Here is a 19702-nt window from a genome sequence, read left to right as displayed (position 1 = left end):
CAGCGAGACCGAGCATGCCGCGAACACGCCGCGCCCGCGCGGCCGAAAACTCAGCTCTTCACGCCGCCCGCGGTGAGGCCGGAGATGATGCGGCGCTGGAAGAGCAGGACCATGATGACCAGCGGGATGGTGACGATGGTGCCTGCGGCCATGATCGCGGCGTACGGCTGCACCAAGGGGTTGTTGCCGGAGAAGCGGGCGATCGCGACGGTGACGGGCTCGGTCTTGTCGCTGGAAAGCAAACGGGCCAGCAGGTATTCGTTGACCGCCGCGATGAACGCCAGGATGGCGGTGGTGAACACGGCGGGCGCGGCGAGCGGCAGCATGACCAGACGGAAGGCCTGCATCTTGGTCGCCCCGTCGATCCGCGCCGCTTCCTCGAGCTCCCAGGGCAGTTCGGTGAAGAAGGACGCGAGGATGTAGACCGTCATCGGCAGCACGAACGAGATGTTCGGGATGATCATCGCCTGGTACTCGCCGATCCAGCCGAGGCTGGTGAACAGCTGGAACAGCGGGGTCACCAGCACGACGACGGGGAACATCGATGCGCTCAGGATCAGTCCGGACACCACGTACTTGCCCCGGAAGGTGAGCCGGGCCAGCGCGTACGCGGCGAACACGCCGATCACCAGCGCGATCACCGTGGTGGCGGCGCCGATGACGACGCTGTTCACCAGGGCCTTGCCGAAGTCGTTGCCGCGGCTGGTGTCGAACGCGTTGCGGAAGTTCTCCAAGGTGACGTGCGTCGGCCACGGCGTGTTGTCGAAGGTGTAGTCGGGGTCGCGGAACGCGGTGACCGCCATCCAGTAGAACGGCGCGAGACCCCAGACCAGCACGATCACGGCGCCGAGGTACAACCGCACCGAACCGAGCCGCTTGGTCCACGGAACCTGCCGCGCGGCGGGCTTTTCCACCTCGGTGACGGGCTTTTTCGTCGTCTGCACGGACATCAGTGCGCCTCCCGTGTCGCGCGGGACACGTATGTCATCCGGCTCTCGGTGTTCCTGCGGGACACCCGCACCCGGTCGGGCCGGACGAGAGCTTCGCGAGTGTGTCTCATCCGGCCCTCCGCTGCTCTTCCTGGGTGCGAACCGCGTTCGCGCCCAGGACCTTCACCAGCACGAACGCCACCGCGAAGATCAAAAGGAAGGTGATCGTGGACAACGCGGCCGCGCTGTTGGGTCCTTGCCGAACCTGCTCGACCACCAGGATCGACACCGTGCGGGTGGACGGGTTGCCCAGCGTCATGATCGCGGGCAGGTCGAACATGCGCAGCGCGTCCATGGTGCGGAACAGCACCGCGACCAGCAGGGCGGGCTTCAGCAGCGGGAGCGTGATCTGGGTGAACCGCTGCCAAGCCGACGCGCCGTCGACCCGCGCGGCCTCGTACACGTCGGCCGGGATCACTTGCAGACCGGCGAGCAGCAGCAGCGCCATGAACGGCGTGGTCTTCCATACGTCGGCCGCGATCACCGCGAACCGCGCGGGCCACGCGTCGGAGGTCCACAGGATGTGCGTGCCGAGGACCCGGTTCACCACGCCGTCGTACTGGAACATGAACTCCCACAACCGTGCCGTGACGGCGGTCGGGATGGCCCACGGAATCAGCACGGCCGCGCGCAGCAGCGCCCTGCCGCGGAAGGTCTTGCCCATCACCATGGCCATGCCGAGGCCGAGCGTCAGCTCGAGCGTGACCGTCACCACGGTGAAGAACAGCGTGACCCCGACGGCCAGCCAGAATTGCGAGCCCAGGTTGCCGGTCGGGCAGGACACCACCTCGCCGGTGGCGACCTGGCACTGCTGTAGCAGCCAGTGCGTGTAGTTCGAGAACCCGGCACTGCCGCCCTCGACGAACATGCCGGTCGCCGGGTCGAGGCCGGAGTCCTTCTGGAAGGACATCCACAGCGCCCGGATCACCGGATATCCGATGACGACCGCGAGCGCGAGCAGCACCGGCGTGACGAACAGCCAGGATTTTCCGGAACGCCGCAGCTCCAGCGCTATCGTCGCGGCGATGCCGCGTCTGGCCGGAACGAAATCGTCGTCTTTCGGCGCGATAGTCGCCGCTCCCGAAGGATCCGACACCGTTTCTCTCTCCTGCGGGTTCGTCGGGTCCGTTGCAATCAGCGCTTACGATCCGGCGGTCTCGATGCCCTTCTGCATACCGGTGATCGCGTCATCGACGGACTTGGTTCCGTTCAACGCAGCATAGGCGTTGTCCTGGATGGCCTTGGACACCGCGGGATAGAACGGGGTCACCGGGCGCGGCACCGCGCTGGCGATGGAGTCCTTGAGCGCGGGCAGGTACGGCATCTTCGCGATCAGCGCCGGGTCGTCGTACATCGACGCGCGCACCGAGGGCAACGCGCCGGAGGCGACGATGTGCTGGGCGTCCTCGCTGATCAGGAAGCGCAGGAAGTCCAGCGCGGTGGCCTTGTTCTTGGAGAACGCGCTGATCGCCGCGTTGTAGCCGCCGAGAGTGGAGGCGCCGACGCCGTCTTCGCCCGGCAGCGGAGCGACCGAGAACTTGTCCTTCACCGCGGAAGCCTCGCTGCCGACGTCACCGAAGGTGGACGGCCACGATCGCAGGAACAGCAGCTTGCCCTGCGCGAAGGCGTTGCTGGACTCCGGCTCCTTGAAGGTGATGGCTTCCTTCGGGATGTCGCCGTTGTTGTACGCGTCGACCAGCACCTTCAGTCCGGCGCGCGACTGCGGGCTGTTCACCGTGGGGGTCTTGCCGTCGGCGCCGACGAAGGTGCCGCCGTAGGCGTTGATGACCTCGGCCGTGTTCACCGTCAAGCCCTCATAGGGCGCGAACTGGCCCGCGTAGCAGCCGATGTTCTGCTCGCGTGCGATGTGGCACTGGGCCAGCATCTCGTTCCAGGTCTTGGGCGGGTTGGGCACCAGGTCCTTGCGGTAGAACAGCAGGCCACCGTTGGTGTTGCGGGGCGCGGCGTAGAGGGTGTTGTTGTAGGTGGCGCTGGCGACCGGCGGGGAGAGCAGCGCGGTGGTGTCGAGGGCGAAGGAATCCTTGAGCGGCTGGATCCAGCCCTTGGCGGCGAACTCGGCCGTCCACGGCACGTCCAGGGCGACCACGTCGTAGTTGGACTGCTTGGAGCGCATGTGCTCGACCAGGTCGTCGTACTGCTGGGAGGCGTCGTTCGACTGCTCTTTGAACGTCACCTGTTCGTCCGGGTGCGTGGCGTTCCAGCGCTCGATCAACTGCTTGACCGCGCCGGTCGCGCTGGTGTCCTTGCCCTCGACGTAGGTGATCGGGCCGCGTCCGGTGAGGTTCTGGCTGATCGGGCTGCCGCCGTTGTCGCTGGAGCAGGCGCTGGTGAACGTCGCGGTCAGCAGCGCGACTGCCGCGGCCGCCATCGCTGCCCGCGGCACGAGCGACGAACGTAGGGCCGACACCTTCTTCACAGCCATCGCAAACACTCCAGGATCGTTCGTGAGCGGCAGCACACCCTGCCGGTGCACAAGGCAAGATACATGGTGTCGATCCGGTGTGCGGGACAGTGCCCGCAAGTCGCCCACTAGGCTGGGGCGCGATGTCTTCGCCGAACGCGATTCCCGATCGGATGCTCACCCGCATCGGTGGACTGCTGCGCAAGGCCGAATCCACCGACAACGAGCACGAGGCCGAAGCGTTCCTCGCTGCGGCGCAGCGGCTGGCCACGAAGTCGTCCATCGACCTCGCGGTGGCGCGCGCACACATCGCCGGGCGGGAGCGGAGGACCACGCCGGTGCAGCGGATCATCCCGATCGGTGAGCCGGGCAAACGCGGGTTGCGCACCTATGTCCAGCTGTTCGTCGCCATCGCGGCGGCCAACGACGTGCGCTGCGACGTCGCCCGGACTTCGACGCAGGTCTACGCCTACGGGTTCGACTCCGATATCGATACCTGCGAAGCGCTCTACGCCAGTCTGCTCGTGCAGATGGTGCGCGCGTCCGATCAGTACATCAAGTCGGGGGCTTACCGGTCGGCCACCGTCGAGAAGATCGTGGTGGAGAAGCGGTGGGGCCGCCAGGTCCGGCGCAGGGTGCAAGCGCCGGTCGCGGGCGTGACCGCGCGGTTGAATTTCCAGATGGCCTTCGCCGCGCGGATCGGCAGGCGGCTGTCGGAGGTGAAGGCGGAGGTCGAAGCCGAGGTGTTGCCGCAAGGCGCCGAGGTGACCGGTACCGCGCTGGCCCTGCGGAACAAAGAGATCGAGCTCACGGACTTCTACGCGAGGACATCCGAGGCGCGCGGCACCTGGCGCGGGCCGCAGGCGTCCACCGGGCATTCGGCGGCGGCGCGGGCGGCGGGGGATCGCGCTGGCCGGGCCGCACGGATCGGCACCTCTCCCGAACTGCCCGCCGCCCGTACCAAGTTGACCTCTTCCGAAGGCGGTTGACCAGCGTGAACGGTACGGGCTGCGCTGGGCGAGCGGCTGCCGCGGTTCGGTCGGCACGACCCTGCGACAGGGCGAGGCGCACCGCGGGATCGGCCGCGCGGCGATGACCGTGCGCGACAGTCAACGTGCGAAGGTCTACGACGCCGAGCAGTTGATACGTGGGGTTTTCGATCGCGCGGACGAGCACGGGGTGCGCACCGTCGAACTCTATGGTTCGCAACTCACATTGCCGATCGAGCGCCGCTTCGCCTCGGTGGAATCCGTGCAGAGTTATACGGACAAGGTGCTGGCGCTCAATTGGGTACGGGCGCGCTGGGAGCGGGCCGCCGTGGCGGTGCGCGTTCGCTCACGCGCCGGAACAACGGCCGCGCATTACGAGGCGGCCGGGAACGTCCTGGCGGTTCCGCTGCACACCGGCGGCACCGCCTGGGCGCTGCGGGAACTGGTGATCCTGCACGAACTGGCGCATCACCTGGAGTCCGCGCCGGGCTCCGTGGCCGCGCACGGCCCGGAATTCTGCGACCGCTATGTGGAATTGGTCGACGGCGTCGTCGGCCCCGAGGCGGCGTTGCTGCTGCGCACCACGATGCTGGCTTGTGGCGTCCGGATCGGCTGAGCCTGCCCCGGCGCTGTCTGGTTCCCGCACAATCTCGTTGGACCCGCTCGCCTTCTTCGTGCCCGCGCCGTCGATCCCCCGATCCCCGTCCTCGTCGAATCTATCCAAAGCCATCCCCACCATCCACCCAACGGCTTCGGACGGGACAAGGTGCCGATGCGCGTGAGGGGTCGGTGGCCTCGATTCGACCGCCACCGTGCCCGGCCGACTCCACGGCTGGGCACGCTACACCGACGGCAGCTGGGTCGGCTTGGTCGAGCTCCTTGGCCGCACGGTCACTCCGACCGCCACGGCAGGAGCCGACGAACCGCTTTTCGTCCCGAGGTGATGTGCGGGGGTTGCGACATCAGGAGATCTTTCCCCCGAATACACCACCCGAACGCCACCCACCGGTTGTCGTCATCGGTGATCACATACTCTTCGGCGCCCCCGAGAATGATCGCCTCCACCGCCTCGGCCGCCTGGGACGGCTTGTCCTCGGATTGGATTTCGTAGTCGGCGATGGCGCGGATGCACCAGCCCGTTTCGATGCGCACCGCGGCGTCACCCATATCCACCAGTTTGATGTGTGGATTGGCCCCGCGCACTTCGGCTTCCGTGGACGAGGATTCGCTGGAGAGCACTAGGGTGCCGGGATGCGAAAACGTCTGGATGGCGTAACGCTCGGCGATGACGAACACCTCCGAGCAGAACATCTCCCATTCCGTCCCACTCACCCCGGCCTCCCAGCCCACTCGCAATCTTGCCCCGCATCGGCACTACTTACCGCACGGATTCACCACCGTGTCCGAGTACTTCCACGCCGAGGATTGCGAGGGTACTCCGCCATACACGCCGCCCCCGCGAGCAGCCGTCCGGTACTCCCCGTCCGCGCAGGTGGTGGCGCCTTGGGCAACGAGTTTGGTCCCCGCGGTGGGTTTGGTGGCCTCGTTGTGGCCGCTGGCGACCCGCTTCCAGCTTCCACCCTCCTTGCGCTGGAGTTCGACATCGATGTACAGCGAGTCGATGTCCGCCGTGCACGTGATACTGCCCTTTCCGACGATGTCGGTCGGCGTCCCCTTGGAATTGTGCGGATTCATGGCCTTCACGGCGTCCACGTGGCAGTTGGCGTTGCCCGGCCCGGGCGCCGCGTCGGCGGCGGCAATGCCACACAAGTGGTCATCAAGACCGCCAGCACGCCACCCGCGACCGTCCCGATACTCCTCGCGTACTTCGTTATTCGCGCCTACCGCAGTTGATGGAATCTTCGGTTCTTCATCTGGTTGGACGTCGAAGCACCCTGAGCGGTTCCATCGTTCAGCGATTATTTTTATCCGCCCTCCGGTCAAGTCCAGGGGCGGCTCGACTCGGCTGCTGACACGATCGTTGTCGGCACCCCCGACGAGTGAGACGCTCATTGACCCGCGTTAGTAGAGCGCATGTCACGGCTGCCCCTTTGTTGAGGGCGCTCGAATGCTCGTAACCGCGCCAGCGCATTACGGCCGCGCAGCGTGATACTCGCTACCCGGTGCCTGGACTTTGTTGTATGGATCCAGATCAATCCTGACCGATGAAGCTGTTGAGGTAGTCCTCATACCGCCAAAGGCCGCGTTGGAGGGCACGTGCGCTGCTGGCGGGGAATGCGTCGCGAACGGAGGGAGGCAACCGCGTCGTCCGCGAGCGGATGGCGGCGAACTGCGGTGGTTCTCGTGCCGTTACGCGGGCGGGATCAGCGCACTGACGCGAGCCAAGCGGTCCTCCCACCAGGCGGTGCGATCAGCGTCGGGGTGGCGATGGCTTTCCAATAGTTCGGGTTCCGGCTCCGGCGGGGTGCGCGGGACAGGGAGGTAGCCGTCGACCGCACGGAGCGAGCCGCGGGTCACGTCACCGGTGAGGAGGCTCAAAGTGCCCAGGCCGCAAGCGAAATCGAGTTCGGGCAGCGCACCCGCCAAGGCGAGTTGCGCGGCGAGGCCGACGCTGGTTTCCAGAGCGGAGGAGACCACGCAGGGGAGTCCGGCCGCCTCAGCCACTTGCAGGGCGCGGCGGACTCCGCCCAGGGGAGTGCATTTGAGGACGGCGATATCGGCGGCCCCGGCGACCGCGACCCGCATCGGGTCCTCGGCGCGGCGGATGGATTCGTCGGCGGCGATGCGCACGTGCACGCGGCGGCGGACCGCGGCGAGTTCCTCGATGGTGCGGCACGGCTGTTCGACGTACTCGAGTCCGGCCGCCGCCTTGTCGAGCTGCTGGATGTGGCGCACCGCGGTGTCGACATCCCAGACCGCGTTGGCGTCGACCCGGATCGCGCCGTTGCGGCCGAGCGCGTCGCGCACCGCCTCCACCCTGGCCAGATCCTCGGCGAGCGATTGCGGGTGGTCGGCGACTTTCACCTTGGCGGTACGGCATCCGGAGCGGGCGACGATCGCGTGCGCCTGCTCCGGTTCGACGGCGGGCACGGTGCAGTTGATCGGTATCCGGTCGCGTACCGGCTCGGGCCAGCCCGTCGTCACCTGCTCCTGGGCGGTGGCCAGCCAGGCGGCGGCCTCCCGGTCGTCGTACTCGGGAAACGGGCAGAACTCGCCCCAGCCGAGCGGCCCGTGGATCAGCATGCCCTCGCGCACCGTGATGCCACGGAAACGGGTGCGCATGGGTATGGCGTAGACGATGTTCTGCGCTGCGGAGTCGCTCATCGCCGATCAGCTTATGCGGCCGCCACGGCGGATCGGGAGATTGCGCATCCGGACTCGAGTAGTTTCCCGGAGCCGACGGCAGGCCGCGATAGGGGATCGTCGGCGTCATGATCCACACCGGCACCCCGCAGCCATGGCCGCCCGGCACGCCGTCATGGCCGGTAGCCGGGCAGCGGCCGGTGCGAACCTGGGACGTCGTGCTCGCCGTAGTGCTGTACTGCGCGGCGGTGGTCCTCGGACTGGCCGCCGCCTATTGCACCGTCTTCTTCGCCTTCGCCGCCGATCCGTGCGGCCAGGACAACTGCCGTACCGAATACCTCGGCTGGGCCTTCGCCGTGTCGTGGAGCGGCACGGCGATCGCGATCGCCGGCGTGACCGTGATGCTCATTCTGGCCGCGATCAAGCGCTGGTACATGTGGTATTGGCCGGTGCTGGCGATGGCGCTGATCGCGCTGTCGTTCGCCGGTGGCCTCGCGCTGGCTTCCCAGGTCTACACCGGCGGTTGAGATGCCCTGCGTCCGTGGACCGGTCATGCTGAAGCAATGGCGTGGCACCTCCGGCGGCGAACGATCGATGCCTTGCGCGTGGCGCTGGGTTCGGTGGTTGTCCTCGGATTCGGCTGGGTGATGGCCTGCTTCGTCCCGCTCTACGAAGTGCTCTTGCGCGACGGACAGCAGGGCGGGGGCGTCGGATACCTGTGGTGGGCGCAAGTCGTCGGCTGGACCGGCATCGCGGCGTCGGTGCTCGCGGCGGTCGTCTCGGCCCTGGACAAAGTGCGCGACCGACGGCCGATCGCATGGACGCCGCTGATCGCGGTGCCGCTGATTCTGGAATCCTGGTTGGTCGGCTTCCTGATCGCGGTGATACTCGTGTCGTTCTAGTTCTCCGCTCGCGGCACAGCGTGCGCGCGGCAGGCGGCGCCACCGGCCCGCATGCTCGCGTTCGACCGTCGCGAACACGCGGTGCCGGTGGCGAAAAGGATCAACCCAGCCGCTCCACGATGGTGGCGTTCGCCAGACCGCCTGCCTCGCACATGGTTTGCAGGCCGTAGCGGGCGCCGCGATCCTGCATGGCGTGGACCAGCGTGGTCATCAGGCGGGCGCCGGACGCGCCGAGTGGGTGACCGATCGCGATGGCGCCGCCGTTGACGTTGACCTTGGCCAGATCCGCCCCGGTGTCGTGCGCCCAGGCCAGCACCACCGGCGAGAACGCCTCGTTGATCTCGATCAGGTCGATGTCGGACAACCGCAGTCCGGCGCGCTGCAGCACCTTCCTGGTCGCCGGGATCACGGCGGTCAGCATCAGGAGGGGATCGTCACCGGCCACGGCGAAGCTGTGCAGCCGGGCGAGCGGTTTCAGCCCGAGTTGCGCGGCGCGCTCGCTGGTCATGATCAACACCGCCGCGCTGCCGTCGCTCACCTGGCTCGCGGACGCCGCGGTGATCTCCCAGCCGATCTGCGGGAACCGGGCGGCCATGGCCGGGTCGTAGTAGGCGGGACGGAGCGCGGCCAGCGTCTCCAGCGTGCTGCCCACCCGGATGCCCTCGTCGGTGGCGAGTCCGTTGATCGGCGCGAGTTCCCTGGCGAACAGTCCGTTCTTGGTGGCCACGGCGGCCTTCTCGTGGCTGCCGAGCGCGAACTCGTCGAGCTGGGTGCGGGTCAGCCCCCACTTGGCGGCGATCAGCTCGGCGCTGATGCCCTGCGGCACCAGGCCCTCCGGGTATCGCTCGGCGAAACCGGCCCCGGAGACGTCGTCCGAGCCGACCAGGTTGGCGCCCATGGGAACTCGGCCCATCGCCTCGACGCCCGCGGCCACGACGACGTCGTAGGCGCCGGCGATGACGCCCTGCGCGGCGAAGTGGATCGCCTGCTGACTGCTGCCGCACTGCCGATCGACGGTGGTCGCGGGGACGGATTCGGGATATCCGGCGGCCAGCGCGGCCCGCCGGGTCATGTTGGCGCCCTGCTCGCCGACCTGGGTGACGATGCCACCGATCACGTCGTCGATGAGCGCGGGATCGATGCCGCTGCGGTCCACCACCTCGCGCAGGCTGTGGGCCAGCAGGTCCACCGCGTTGATGGTGTGCAGTGCGCCGTTCGGCTTGCCTTTGCCGATCGGGGTGCGAACCGCTTCGACAATCACCGCGTCTCTCATGGTGCTTCCTTCCGGACCGAGAGCCCGGCCGCCATGCCTGGCTCTATTAACACATAGCCAGGATAACTCTGGCGATAGTTGAGGCAAGTCAGGATCGGTATGATGTTCGTCATGGCAGCAGTGATGGAAGGACCGTTGGCCGATCTGAGCGCGTGGAAGGCCGACGAGTGCTCGATCGCGAAGGCGCTCGAGATCGTCGGCACCCGCTCGGCGGTGCTCATCCTGCGCGAGGCGTACTACGGGACCCGCCGGTTCGACGGGTTCGCCAGCCGGGTCGGCATCACCGACGCGGCCGCCGCCACGCAGTTGCGCAAACTCACCGAGGCGGGCTTGCTGGCGAAACAGCCGTATCAAGAGGAGGGCAAGCGCACCAGGCACGAGTACGTGCTCACGCCGATGGGGCGGGATCTGCTGCCCGCGGTGCTCGCGCTCATGCAGTGGGGCGACGCGTACCTACAGGCGGGTCCGGCGCCGTTGCTGCTGGTCGAGGAGGCGACCGGCGCTCCGGTGCGGGTGCAGGTGCGCAGCGAGTCCGGCCGCGAGATCGAGCTCGATGAGCTCGGCGTGCGGCTCAACCAGGAGTATGTCCGCCAGCGGAAACGCCGGTCCGGCGAGGATGCCTAGCGGCCGCGGCCAGGACCGTCGACCGGACGGCAACTGCGCGGTGCCTGGATGGGCGGCCGAACGGACACGACCGTATCCCGTCCGCGGGTCGGCCGAGCGTTCGACGCGATCCGGGCCGGGTTGCCGACCGACATAGACGGCCGAACCCGCTCGCCGGGAGCCCTTCGGCGAGCGGGTCGCTCGGTCAGCGCTCAGTTGAGCCGACGGCCGTCGATGTCGAAGAAGTAGATGTGCTCGGGATCGGTCGCCAGCCGCAGGCGGGTGCCCTTCGCGGGCGGATTGCGCCAGTCCGCGCGCGCCACAATGGTTTCCCCGGCGCCGCCGTTGCCGTCTCCGGCGACGGTACGGCCGTAGATGTAGGCATCGGAGCCCAGCTCCTCCACCACGTCGACCTCCATCTCGATACCGGAGCCGTTGCCCAGGTCGAAGTGTTCCGGCCGGATGCCGACCGTGACGGTGCTTCCCGCCGCGTCGGCGACCGAACGCGGCAGCGGTACCGCATGCCCGCCCAGCTCGACCCGGCCATCGGTCACCGGAAGGGTGAACAGGTTCATGGCGGGGGAGCCCATGAAGCCCGCGACGAACACATTGGCCGGATCGCGGTACAGGTCGCGCGGCGTGGCGCACTGCTGGAGCAGGCCGTCCTTCAGCACGGCGACGCGATCGCCCATGGTCATCGCCTCGACCTGGTCGTGCGTGACGTACACCGTGGTGGTGCCGAGCCTGCGCTGCAACTGCGCGATCTGGGTGCGGGTCTGCACCCGCAGCTTCGCGTCCAGGTTGGACAGCGGCTCGTCCATCAGGAACACCTGCGGCTGACGCACGATCGCGCGGCCCATCGCGACCCGCTGGCGCTGGCCGCCGGACAGCGCTTTCGGCTTGCGGTCCAGGTAGGGCTCCAGGTCGAGCAGCTTCGCCGCCTCCAGGACCCGCTTCTCCTTCTCCGCCTTGGCGACCTTGGCCAGCTTCAGCGCGAAGCCCATGTTCTCCGCGACGGTCATGTGCGGGTAGAGCGCGTAGTTCTGGAACACCATGGCGATATCGCGTTCCTTGGGCTCGGCGTGCGTCACGTCGTTCGCGCCGATCAGGATGCGGCCGTCGTCGACGTCCTCCAACCCGGCGAGCATGCGCAGCGAGGTCGATTTCCCGCAGCCGGACGGGCCGACCAGCACCAGGAACTCACCGTCCGCGATCTCCAGATTCAGCCGATCCACCGCGGGTTTGGCGGCGCCGGGGTAGAGCCGCGTCGCGTTGTCGAAGGTCACCGTGGCCATGACGAATTCACATCCCATCCCGGCAGGAACGTGCCGGACGATCCGAGTAAGGGCGGGACGATCCTACTGGGTCGGCGCGTCGCGCGGGCGAGTTGTGCGCGGGCGGCAGGTACCGCCGACCGGGCGCGTCGACGCGCCGCAAACGCCGCCTGCGGGAACCCGACCGCGCCGGTAGCCTCGATCGGGGAATCCGCCCGAGCGACGAGGAGCACGCATGAGTCGTCCAGTTCGTATCGGAGTTCAGCTGCAGCCGCAGCACGCGCCCGACTACGGGCTCATCCGCGACGCGGTGCTGCGGTCCGAGGACGCGGGCGTGGACATCGTGTTCAACTGGGACCACTTCTTCCCACTCACCGGCAACCCGGACGGAGCGCACTTCGAATGCTGGACGATGCTCGGCGCGTTCGCCGAGCAGACCGAGCGGGTGGAGATCGGCGCGCTGGTCACCGGCGGCGGCTACCGCAATCCGGACCTGCTCGCCGACATGGCGCGCACGGTCGACCACATCAGCGGCGGGCGCCTCATTCTCGGCATCGGCGCGGGCTGGTTCCAGAAGGACTACGACCAGTACGGCTACGACTTCGGCACCCCTGGCACCAGGCTGGCCCTGTTGAAGGAGAACCTGGCCCGGATAACCGCCCGGCTGCCCAAGCTGAATCCGCGGCCTACCCGCGACATCCCGATCCTGATCGGCGGCGGTGGCGAGAAGAAGACGTTGCGGCTGGTCGCCCAGTACGCCGACATGTGGCATACCTTCGCCGACCTCGATCTGCTCGCACACAAGAACCAGGTGCTCGCCGACCACTGCGCCGCGCTCGGCACCGACCAGGCGCGCATCGAGCGGTCGGTGCAATGGCCAGGTGCGGGCAGGGCGGCGAGCTTCGTGGACGCGGGAGTGACGACGTTCACCGTCGGCGTCAGCGGCCCGGACTACGACCTCAGCGAGCTCGAAACCGCCATCCGGTGGCGCGACGAAGTCAACCCGGAACCCGTCAGCGGAATCGCCTGAGCAGGATTGCCCGCTCGGCCGATCCGCGACGGCGCGGCATTCGGATCAGCGTGATCGAAAGTCTCGACCACCGCGCGGCCAAGGATTCCCGCCGTAGCGGCCTCGGGGTAGCCGCGAAATAGCAAATTCCCGCGGCTAGGGTTGTCCGTCATGGCTGTTCTGCCCGCTGTGCGGTCTCGTGCGCTGATCGCCGTGATATTGCTTGCCGTCGGTCTGAGCGCGACGGCGTGCGGTTCCGGATCGGACGACGCGTCGACCGAGCGCAACCTCTGCGCACCACCGGGCCTGGCCGCCGCGTCCGCCGCGCCCACCAACCTGGCCTCCTCGGCGACCGCGGGCACCGACCGATACACCACCGCGACGACCGTGCCGCTGGCTTCGATCGACGTCTCGAAGCTCGGGTTGATCACGCCCGGCAAACTCAGCGTCGGCACACTCTCGGACGCACCGCCGAGCATCTGCGTCAACCGGCAGGGCACCTTCACCGGCTTCGACAACGAGCTGCTGAAGGCGATCGGCGCCAAGCTCGGCCTTCAAGTGGAGTTCTCCGGCACCGAGTTCGCCGGGCTGCTCGCCCAGGTGTCCGGCGGCCGCTTCGATGTCGGCTCGTCGAACATCACCACCACCGACGCACGCCGCCAGCTGGTCGGTTTCACCAATGGCTACGATTTCGGCTATTTCTCCCTGGTGGTGCCGAATGGCGCCGCTATCAAAGGTTTTTCCGATCTCAACCGCGCCACCAGGATCGCCGTGGTGCAGGGCACGGTGCAGGACGAGTTCGTGGTGAACCAGCTGCGCCTGAACCCGGTGAAGTTCCCGGACTACAACACCGCCTACGCCAACCTGAAGTCCGGCCAGGTGGACGCGTGGGTCGCGCCGTCCGCCCAGGCCGAAGGCGCGATCAAGCCCGGTGACGGTATCTCGGTGTCGCAGAACACGTTCAGCCTGGACAACTTCGTCGGCTACGCGGTCGCCAAGCACAACCAGCCCCTGATCGATGCGCTCAACAGCGGATTGGACGCGGTGATCGCGGACGGCACCTACGCCAGGCTCTACAGCGACTGGGTGCCGAGGGAATTGCCGCCGGGCTGGAAGCCGGGTTCCAAGGCCGCGCCCACACCGCAACTGCCGGACTTCGCCGCGCTCGCCGCGGACCAGCAGCAGGGCGAGACCCAGCAGAACGCGCCGAAATCGACGGTGCGGCAGTTGAAGGACACGTTCTTCGACTGGTCGCTGTACCGCAAGGCTTTTCCCGATCTATTCAAGACCGGCCTGCCGAATACGTTGATCCTCGCGGTGGTGTCGGGTGCGCTCGGCACTCTGCTCGGCATGCTGCTGGCGGTCGCGGGGATTTCCCGGACCCGCTGGCTGCGCTGGCCCGCGCGGGTGTACACCGACATCTTCCGCGGACTGCCCGCCGTGGTGATCATCCTGCTGATCGGTCTCGGCGTCGGCCCGGTGGTGCGCAACCTCACCGGCAACAACCCGTACTGGCTCGGCGCCGTCGCGCTCGCGTTGCTCGCCTCCGCCTACATCGGCGAGATCTTCCGCTCCGGTATCCAATCGGTCGAGGCGGGTCAGCTGGAAGCGGCGCGCGCCATCGGCTTCGGCTACCGGCAGGCGATGACCCTGGTGGTGATCCCGCAGGGCGTGCGCCGCGTGCTGCCCGCGCTGATGAACCAGTTCATCGCCCTGATCAAGGATTCCTCGCTGATCTACTTCCTGGGACTGCTCGCCACCCAGCGCGAGCTGTTCGCGGTCGGCCGCGACCTCAACGCGCAGACCGGGAACCTCTCGCCGCTGGTCGCCGCGGGCCTGGTCTACCTGCTGCTGACCGTCCCGCTCACCCACCTGGTGAACTACATCGACCGCCGGATGCGCACCGGACGTCCCGACCGGCCGATCGACCCGATCGAGACCGCAACGATCACGGAAGGGCGCGGATAGATGAGTGCCTCCCTCACCGGCACGGGCCTGCATTTGACGCTCGGGCACAACCATGTGCTGCGCGGCATCGATATCCATGTCGACGCGGGCAAGACCGCCACCGTCATCGGGCCGTCCGGCTCCGGCAAATCGACGTTGCTGCGGGTGCTGAACCGGCTGTACGAACCGGATCAGGGCGACGTGCTGCTGGACGGCAAGTCCGTGCTCACCGACAACCCGGACCGGCTGCGCCAGCGCATCGGCATGGTCTTCCAGCACTTCAACCTGTTTCCGCACAAGACAGTGGCGGAGAACGTCGCGCTGGGCCCGCGCAAGCTGCGCGGCCTGTCCAAGGACGAGGCCAGGGCGCTTGCCGTCGAACAGCTGGAGATCGTCGGATTGGCGGAGAAGGCCGACAGCAGGCCCGCCAACCTCTCCGGCGGCCAGCAGCAGCGTGTGGCGATCGCACGGGCGCTGGCCATGCGGCCGGAGATCATGTTCTTCGACGAGGCCACCTCGGCGCTGGACCCCGAGCTGGTCAAAGGGGTGCTCGCACTGATGACCGATCTGGCCTCCGGTGGCATGTCGATGATCGTGGTGACGCACGAGATGGGTTTCGCGCGCACGGTGTCCGACAGCGTGGTGTTCATGGACCAAGGGCAGGTCGTGGAGACCGGCTCGCCCGACGCGCTGTTCGACGACCCGCGGACGCCGCGTCTGCAGAGGTTCCTCTCCCAGGTGCTGTGAGCAGTGCCCGTGCCCCAGCACACCGAGGGCAATCTCTATTGATGCGCATCTGCTAATGTATCGTGCATCACGATTCCAGCTATCCGTGCAAGGAAAGAGGGGAATTCGATGACCACAGCGCATGAGCAGCACACCGGCCACGAGCACGTCCACGGCCCGGACTGCGGCCACACCGCCTTCCAGCACGGCGATCACACCGACTACGCCCACGACGGTCATCTCCATCGCGAACACGAAGGTCACTACGACGAATGCGAGCCGTCCGGGCACACCGAGTGCGCTGATCACCCGCATCAGCACGGCCCCAACTGCGGCCACGAGGCCGTCCAGCACGGTGACCACGTCGACTACATCCACGACGGTCACCGTCACGCGGCCCACGACGGTCACTTCGACGAACACTGACTCGTCGATGCCCCGGTTCTGCGGCGGGTGATCGACGAACACGAGATTCGCTGCGGTTCACCCAGGTGGTGATCGGCACCGGCTCCCCATAACGGATGAACGCACAGGTCGCGACGTCAATCCGCGCGTTTTCCGGACGCGGCGCGCGTCCAGGGGGAAAGCTGAGCCTGGTCCACCACATCCGAGGGAGGTGAACCATGGACGTCAAGGAAATCAATCGCCGGACGATCGCTCAGTTCCGTGCGGGCGGCGACATCGAGGGCATGCATCGCGACCGCTTGGTCCTGTTGACCACGACCGGCCGCCGCTCCGGCGCCCTGCACACCACCCCGATGATGTTCCACCGCGACGGCGACCGCCTGTTGGTCGTCGGCTCCAACGTCGGCGCGCCGCGGCACCCGGACTGGTACCTGAACCTGCGGAAGAATCCGCGCGTCACCGTCGAGGTGGGCGAGGAGACCTATCCCGCGCTGGCTACCCCGCTCACCGGCGACGACCGCGCTGTGTCCTGGGCCATGCTCAAGAACACCTACCCGTTCTTCGCCGAGCACGAAATGCAGACCTCGCGCGTCATCCCGGTGGTCGCCCTCACTCGGGCCTGACGTCCACCTGGGTTCCCTGCCCAGCCGCAGCGACAATCCGGCGGCGGCGATCAGGTACCTCGTCAGTTGGGAGGCGTCGACGCGCCGCCGCGGTAGTTCGCGGCGATTTCGAGCAGCGTCATCAGGTTGCCCGGGTCCACCGGCTCGATGACTCCCTCGGGAACCGCCAGTTCGGTCAGCTGGTGGCCCGTGGGACGCAGCGGAGGGGCGTGGTCGGGTTGACCGAGGATGGTCGCGATATTCCCGTCGGTGTCGTAGACGGCGTAGTAACGCATGAGCTGGCTCCTCAGTGGCCGGTCGAGACGGTCATCCGAATGGTGTAGCTACTCCTGGTCAGAACACGCTGTGGCTGAAGGAGTCCGAGCCTAGCTGGCTCCAGCTCCGAATGGTGCCGCCTCCGGATTCGGGTGCGCATGAGTAGCGGCATACCCGTTTTCGTCGGACTTTTGCGCCCGCGATGCAGGTAGAGCGGTCTATGGAAAGGATGATCTATGGTTTGCTGGCGCACACGGTCGCGAACGCCGACCAGAGCACCGGCGAGTGCTGCATTCCGCCGGTGTCGCGCCAGGCGGCCAATCGGGCGCGCTGCCACTCGGCGAGTGCGGACACCGGGTCGGGCTGTTCGTGCGCGGCGTCGATGGCGCAGATGGCCTGCTGGAGCGGGTGGGCTTCGGGCGGCGCGCCCGCGATGCGCTGGAAGGCGAGGTCGGTCGGCAGCGGCCACCTGCTCGCGGTGACCAGCTCGGCGCCGCCGCTGATCATCGCGGCGGTCAGGCCGAGCGCTTCGCTGAAGCGCAGGTCGCCGCCGCTTTCACAGGCGATCAGCGCCACCCGGCTCGGGATCGGCCACAGGTGCGGCCCGGCAACGGGATCGGGGGCGATCGTGTGTGTGCCGAGCAGCAGATCCTTGGCCGACAACGGCCGGTGCGTGCGGGTGGGCTCGGCGAAGCCGACGGCCTCGGCCGTGCAGGAAAGGTGCAGCTCGGCGTCCTCGCTGCGGCCGGATTCCGGCGCGGCCGCGGTGACGTGCCCGACGTAGATCATGCGGCTGGCCCCCTCGCGCAAGGTGGCGCCCAGCCAGGCGCGGTCGACATCGGTGCGGCGGAAGACCTTCACCGGGTCATCGACCGCGGGCCGCAGCCTGCCCTGCCCGGCATAGTCCGCGATGCGCTGCGCGAGTGGGGTGTCGGCCGTCATGCGGCCGAGCACAGAGCCGAGCGTCGAATCGGCGCGGAACCCGGGCACCCGTGGGTCCAGCACCGCGACCACCGGACTCGCCTGCGTCCGCGTCCATTCGCGCGCGATGCGCCCTGGCGCTTGCACGACGCTCGCCGGGGCGAGCAGGCTGACGTCCGCGATGTCGACCAGCCGGACATCGCGGTCCGGCGCGATCAACTCCCACGGCACCTGCGCGACACGCGGCGACGGCTGCAGCCGGATATGCGGACGCACGCCGCGCTGCCACAATTCGTAGAGCTGAGCGGCCAAACCGTAGGGCAGCAGTGCCCGGGAAAGTGCCTGTGCCACAGCGTATTCGCGCTCATAGTCGGCGAAGGCTCCGGTGGTCAGCGCGCGCTCGAGGCCACCGGACTCGCCGGGTCGTGGCAGCGCGTCGGCGAGCATGCCCACTGCCCGCATGGCGGGTTCTTCCGGCAGCATGCTCGCGCCACGCTGCGCGCTGTCGCCGACCCACCGCCACGACACGTACACGTCTCCCGCGTCCGCCATGCGGACGACCACCGTCGGCGTCATATCGTCAATACCCGATCGTCGCGGATCACCCGGCCGTAGCGCTGTTCGGCGGCGGTGATGAACGGCGCCAGCGCGATCCGGCCTTCCGCGGCCAGCGCCAGGCGCGGCGGTGGCGCGACCGGTAGACCCGCACCGGCCGCGACCTCGGCGAGGGCGGCGCCGAGTTGCAGCGCGGCGCTGCCGGGATGGTCGTCGAACTCCGGCGGAGCCTCGAACAACGTGAGGGGCAACCGCGCGGGCCGGTCGCGTTCGGAGCGGTCGATCGCCAAGCTGGTTCCAGCGCATTGGGTTTCGATGAGATCGGCGAGCAGTGGCCCGTTGCCGGACAGGTAGGCGAACCGGAATGCCAGCCGCATGGCGGGGTCGGCGATCTGACGGTTCCACTGCTCGCGCTGGGTTCCGTTGGGCAGGGTGTAGCGCACCGCATCGATCGCCAGGGCCGCGGGAACGGCCAGGCCGACCGCCTGCGCGAGCATTTCCGCGGTCGGCGCCTCGGACGCGGCGATCGCGTCGTTCAACAGCGTCGCGTGCCAGAAATCGAGCTGGGCGCAGTGCAGTCCGAGGCCGCGCTCGGCGTAGGTCGCGAATGCCGCGGCGAACAGCTCCTCGCACTCGGCCGGGCGCCCGGTCTTGAAGGCCACCGTGGACAGCCGCATGCGCAGGTCGGCCGCGTCCAGCACGGCGCAGGACTCGATGAAGTAGGCCAAGCTCCGGCCGTAGCATTCCTGCGCGCTCGCGAGATCGCCGCGGCCCTCGGCGAGGAACCCCAACGTCTTGAGCCCGATTCCGGCGCGATAACCGAGACCGGCGCGCTCGAAATATTCCTGACTCGACCGCAGGGGAGCCTCCGCCTCGTCGTATCGCTCGACGCGGATCAGCATGGTCGCGAGGTTCTGTTCGGTCTCGGCGACCGCGTTGCGGTCGTCCACCGACGCGAACGCCTCCAGCGCCTGCCGCGCGAAATCGATGGCCAGATCGCGGCGTCCGGTCTCGAAGTAGGTCGCGGCGAGATTCATCAGCGGGTGGCCGGCCAGTTGCGGTGCGAAACGCCGTGCCGCCTCCAGCGACTCGGTGGCCAGTTCGGCGGCGTAGGCCCAGTTCTTGCGGTGCAGTGCGACCGCGGTCAACGACAGCAGGCAGGCCACGCGGAGCACGCCCAGGTCGGTGTCGGTGTTGTCGGCGAGCAACGCCCGCGCCTGCTCCAGTGCCTCCTGCGCCTCGTCGAGCGCACCGAGATGCTGCAACGCCTGCGACATGTTGACCAGTGCGTTCGGGCGCAAACGCGGTGCGTGCTCGGGCATTTCGGCCAGCGCCGCACGATAGAGAGCGAGCGAGGCGGTGTGATCGCCGAGTTCGTCGGCCATGCTGGCCGCGTTGATGATCGCGCCTAGCCGGATGTCGCCGGTGGTCTTGTCCGCGGCGTCCTCGAAGAGGCGCTTGGCCTCCGCCGTGTCGCCGCGCGCATAGGCCGCGGCGCCCGTGGCGAGCAGTTCGCGACCGTCGTCCGGAGTCTCATCGGTCATA

The 19702-nt window shown here is 68.1% G+C and carries 21 protein-coding genes; 10 read left to right on the top strand and 11 right to left on the bottom strand.

All coding sequences use genetic code 11. From position 1 onward, the window contains the following. Positions 1 to 50 precede the first annotated feature (50 nt). From ON34_RS27625 to ON34_RS27615, 3 genes are all read right to left on the bottom strand, one after another. Positions 51 to 950 (bottom strand): carbohydrate ABC transporter permease, encoded by a 900-nt coding sequence (locus ON34_RS27625; RefSeq protein WP_174372081.1) that lies wholly within the window; start codon positions 948 to 950, stop codon positions 51 to 53. Between the two features lie 106 nt (positions 951 to 1056). Then, the gene (locus ON34_RS27620; RefSeq protein WP_083889827.1) at positions 1057 to 2085 is read right to left on the bottom strand and encodes a carbohydrate ABC transporter permease; all 1029 of its coding nucleotides are present in this window, start codon (positions 2083 to 2085) and stop codon (positions 1057 to 1059) included. A gap of 45 nt (positions 2086 to 2130) precedes the next feature. Continuing rightward, on the bottom strand, positions 2131 to 3432 hold the full coding sequence (locus tag ON34_RS27615) for an ABC transporter substrate-binding protein (RefSeq protein ID WP_040785010.1): 1302 nt from the start codon (positions 3430 to 3432) through the stop codon (positions 2131 to 2133). 122 nt (positions 3433 to 3554) lie between these two features. Between ON34_RS27615 and ON34_RS27610 the strand changes: the two genes are divergently transcribed. After that, complete coding sequence (locus ON34_RS27610; protein WP_040784865.1) at positions 3555 to 4400, top strand: DUF2786 domain-containing protein; 846 nt, start codon at positions 3555 to 3557, stop codon at positions 4398 to 4400. Positions 4401 to 4503: 103 nt separating this feature from the next. Continuing rightward, positions 4504 to 5016: a TIGR04338 family metallohydrolase gene (locus ON34_RS27605; RefSeq protein ID WP_040784863.1), complete on the top strand. Its 513-nt coding sequence runs from the start codon at positions 4504 to 4506 to the stop codon at positions 5014 to 5016. A 275-nt stretch (positions 5017 to 5291) separates the two neighbouring features. On the opposite strand, the gene ON34_RS27600 is transcribed toward ON34_RS27605, so the two are convergent. The 3 genes from ON34_RS27600 to ON34_RS27590 form a co-directional block, all read right to left on the bottom strand. Further along, positions 5292 to 5732 (bottom strand): hypothetical protein, encoded by a 441-nt coding sequence (locus tag ON34_RS27600; RefSeq protein WP_157172444.1) that lies wholly within the window; start codon positions 5730 to 5732, stop codon positions 5292 to 5294. Between the two features lie 42 nt (positions 5733 to 5774). Further along, the gene (locus ON34_RS27595) at positions 5775 to 6170 is read right to left on the bottom strand and encodes a hypothetical protein (protein WP_157172443.1); all 396 of its coding nucleotides are present in this window, start codon (positions 6168 to 6170) and stop codon (positions 5775 to 5777) included. Between the two features lie 540 nt (positions 6171 to 6710). Beyond that, the gene (locus ON34_RS27590) at positions 6711 to 7685 is read right to left on the bottom strand and encodes an o-succinylbenzoate synthase (protein ID WP_040784857.1); all 975 of its coding nucleotides are present in this window, start codon (positions 7683 to 7685) and stop codon (positions 6711 to 6713) included. Between the two features lie 107 nt (positions 7686 to 7792). Between ON34_RS27590 and ON34_RS27585 the strand changes: the two genes are divergently transcribed. Then, a complete protein-coding gene (locus ON34_RS27585; protein ID WP_040784855.1) occupies positions 7793 to 8191 on the top strand; it encodes a hypothetical protein in 399 nt (132 codons plus the stop codon). A 36-nt stretch (positions 8192 to 8227) separates the two neighbouring features. Next, positions 8228 to 8566, top strand: coding sequence for a hypothetical protein (locus ON34_RS27580; protein ID WP_040784853.1), 339 nt, complete (start codon positions 8228 to 8230; stop codon positions 8564 to 8566). A 100-nt stretch (positions 8567 to 8666) separates the two neighbouring features. Here ON34_RS27580 and ON34_RS27575 read toward each other — a convergent pair whose 3' ends face one another. After that, entirely contained in the window at positions 8667 to 9839 is a 1173-nt protein-coding gene (locus ON34_RS27575) for a thiolase family protein (RefSeq protein WP_040784852.1), read from the bottom strand. A 99-nt stretch (positions 9840 to 9938) separates the two neighbouring features. Between ON34_RS27575 and ON34_RS27570 the strand changes: the two genes are divergently transcribed. Next, positions 9939 to 10463, top strand: coding sequence for a winged helix-turn-helix transcriptional regulator (locus ON34_RS27570; protein WP_174372080.1), 525 nt, complete (start codon positions 9939 to 9941; stop codon positions 10461 to 10463). Positions 10464 to 10654: 191 nt separating this feature from the next. Here the strand turns inward: ON34_RS27570 and ON34_RS27565 are convergent, their stop codons facing one another. Continuing rightward, the gene (locus ON34_RS27565) at positions 10655 to 11737 is read right to left on the bottom strand and encodes an ABC transporter ATP-binding protein (protein WP_040785008.1); all 1083 of its coding nucleotides are present in this window, start codon (positions 11735 to 11737) and stop codon (positions 10655 to 10657) included. Between the two features lie 214 nt (positions 11738 to 11951). Here ON34_RS27565 and ON34_RS27560 point away from each other — a divergent pair, with 214 nt between their 5' ends. The 5 genes from ON34_RS27560 (at position 11952) to ON34_RS27540 (ending at position 16426) form a co-directional block, all read left to right on the top strand. Continuing rightward, a complete protein-coding gene (locus ON34_RS27560; protein WP_040784850.1) occupies positions 11952 to 12746 on the top strand; it encodes an LLM class F420-dependent oxidoreductase in 795 nt (264 codons plus the stop codon). Between the two features lie 150 nt (positions 12747 to 12896). Continuing rightward, entirely contained in the window at positions 12897 to 14693 is a 1797-nt protein-coding gene (locus tag ON34_RS27555) for an ABC transporter substrate-binding protein/permease (protein WP_040784848.1), read from the top strand. Continuing rightward, positions 14694 to 15419, top strand: coding sequence for an amino acid ABC transporter ATP-binding protein (locus ON34_RS27550; RefSeq protein WP_040784846.1), 726 nt, complete (start codon positions 14694 to 14696; stop codon positions 15417 to 15419). A 108-nt stretch (positions 15420 to 15527) separates the two neighbouring features. Next, complete coding sequence (locus tag ON34_RS27545) at positions 15528 to 15824, top strand: hypothetical protein (protein WP_040784844.1); 297 nt, start codon at positions 15528 to 15530, stop codon at positions 15822 to 15824. A 197-nt stretch (positions 15825 to 16021) separates the two neighbouring features. Further along, positions 16022 to 16426: a nitroreductase family deazaflavin-dependent oxidoreductase gene (locus tag ON34_RS27540; protein ID WP_040784842.1), complete on the top strand. Its 405-nt coding sequence runs from the start codon at positions 16022 to 16024 to the stop codon at positions 16424 to 16426. A 62-nt stretch (positions 16427 to 16488) separates the two neighbouring features. On the opposite strand, the gene ON34_RS27535 is transcribed toward ON34_RS27540, so the two are convergent. From ON34_RS27535 to ON34_RS27525, 3 genes are all read right to left on the bottom strand, one after another. Then, positions 16489 to 16701, bottom strand: coding sequence for a hypothetical protein (locus tag ON34_RS27535; RefSeq protein WP_040784840.1), 213 nt, complete (start codon positions 16699 to 16701; stop codon positions 16489 to 16491). Between the two features lie 214 nt (positions 16702 to 16915). Further along, the gene (locus tag ON34_RS27530; protein WP_040784838.1) at positions 16916 to 18178 is read right to left on the bottom strand and encodes a CHAT domain-containing protein; all 1263 of its coding nucleotides are present in this window, start codon (positions 18176 to 18178) and stop codon (positions 16916 to 16918) included. Further along, the gene (locus ON34_RS27525) at positions 18175 to 19701 is read right to left on the bottom strand and encodes a tetratricopeptide repeat protein (RefSeq protein WP_040784836.1); all 1527 of its coding nucleotides are present in this window, start codon (positions 19699 to 19701) and stop codon (positions 18175 to 18177) included. The genes ON34_RS27530 and ON34_RS27525 overlap by 4 nt, the downstream gene beginning before the upstream one ends. Between the last annotated feature and the right edge of the window lies 1 nt (position 19702).

The sequence above is a fragment of the Nocardia pneumoniae NBRC 100136 genome, assembly GCF_000308755.1.
In the GTDB taxonomy this organism is placed as follows: Bacteria; Actinomycetota; Actinomycetes; order Mycobacteriales; family Mycobacteriaceae; genus Nocardia; species Nocardia pneumoniae.
The sequence above is the reverse complement of the archived record's forward strand: the minus strand, read 5'-3'. Positions and strand labels throughout refer to the sequence as shown.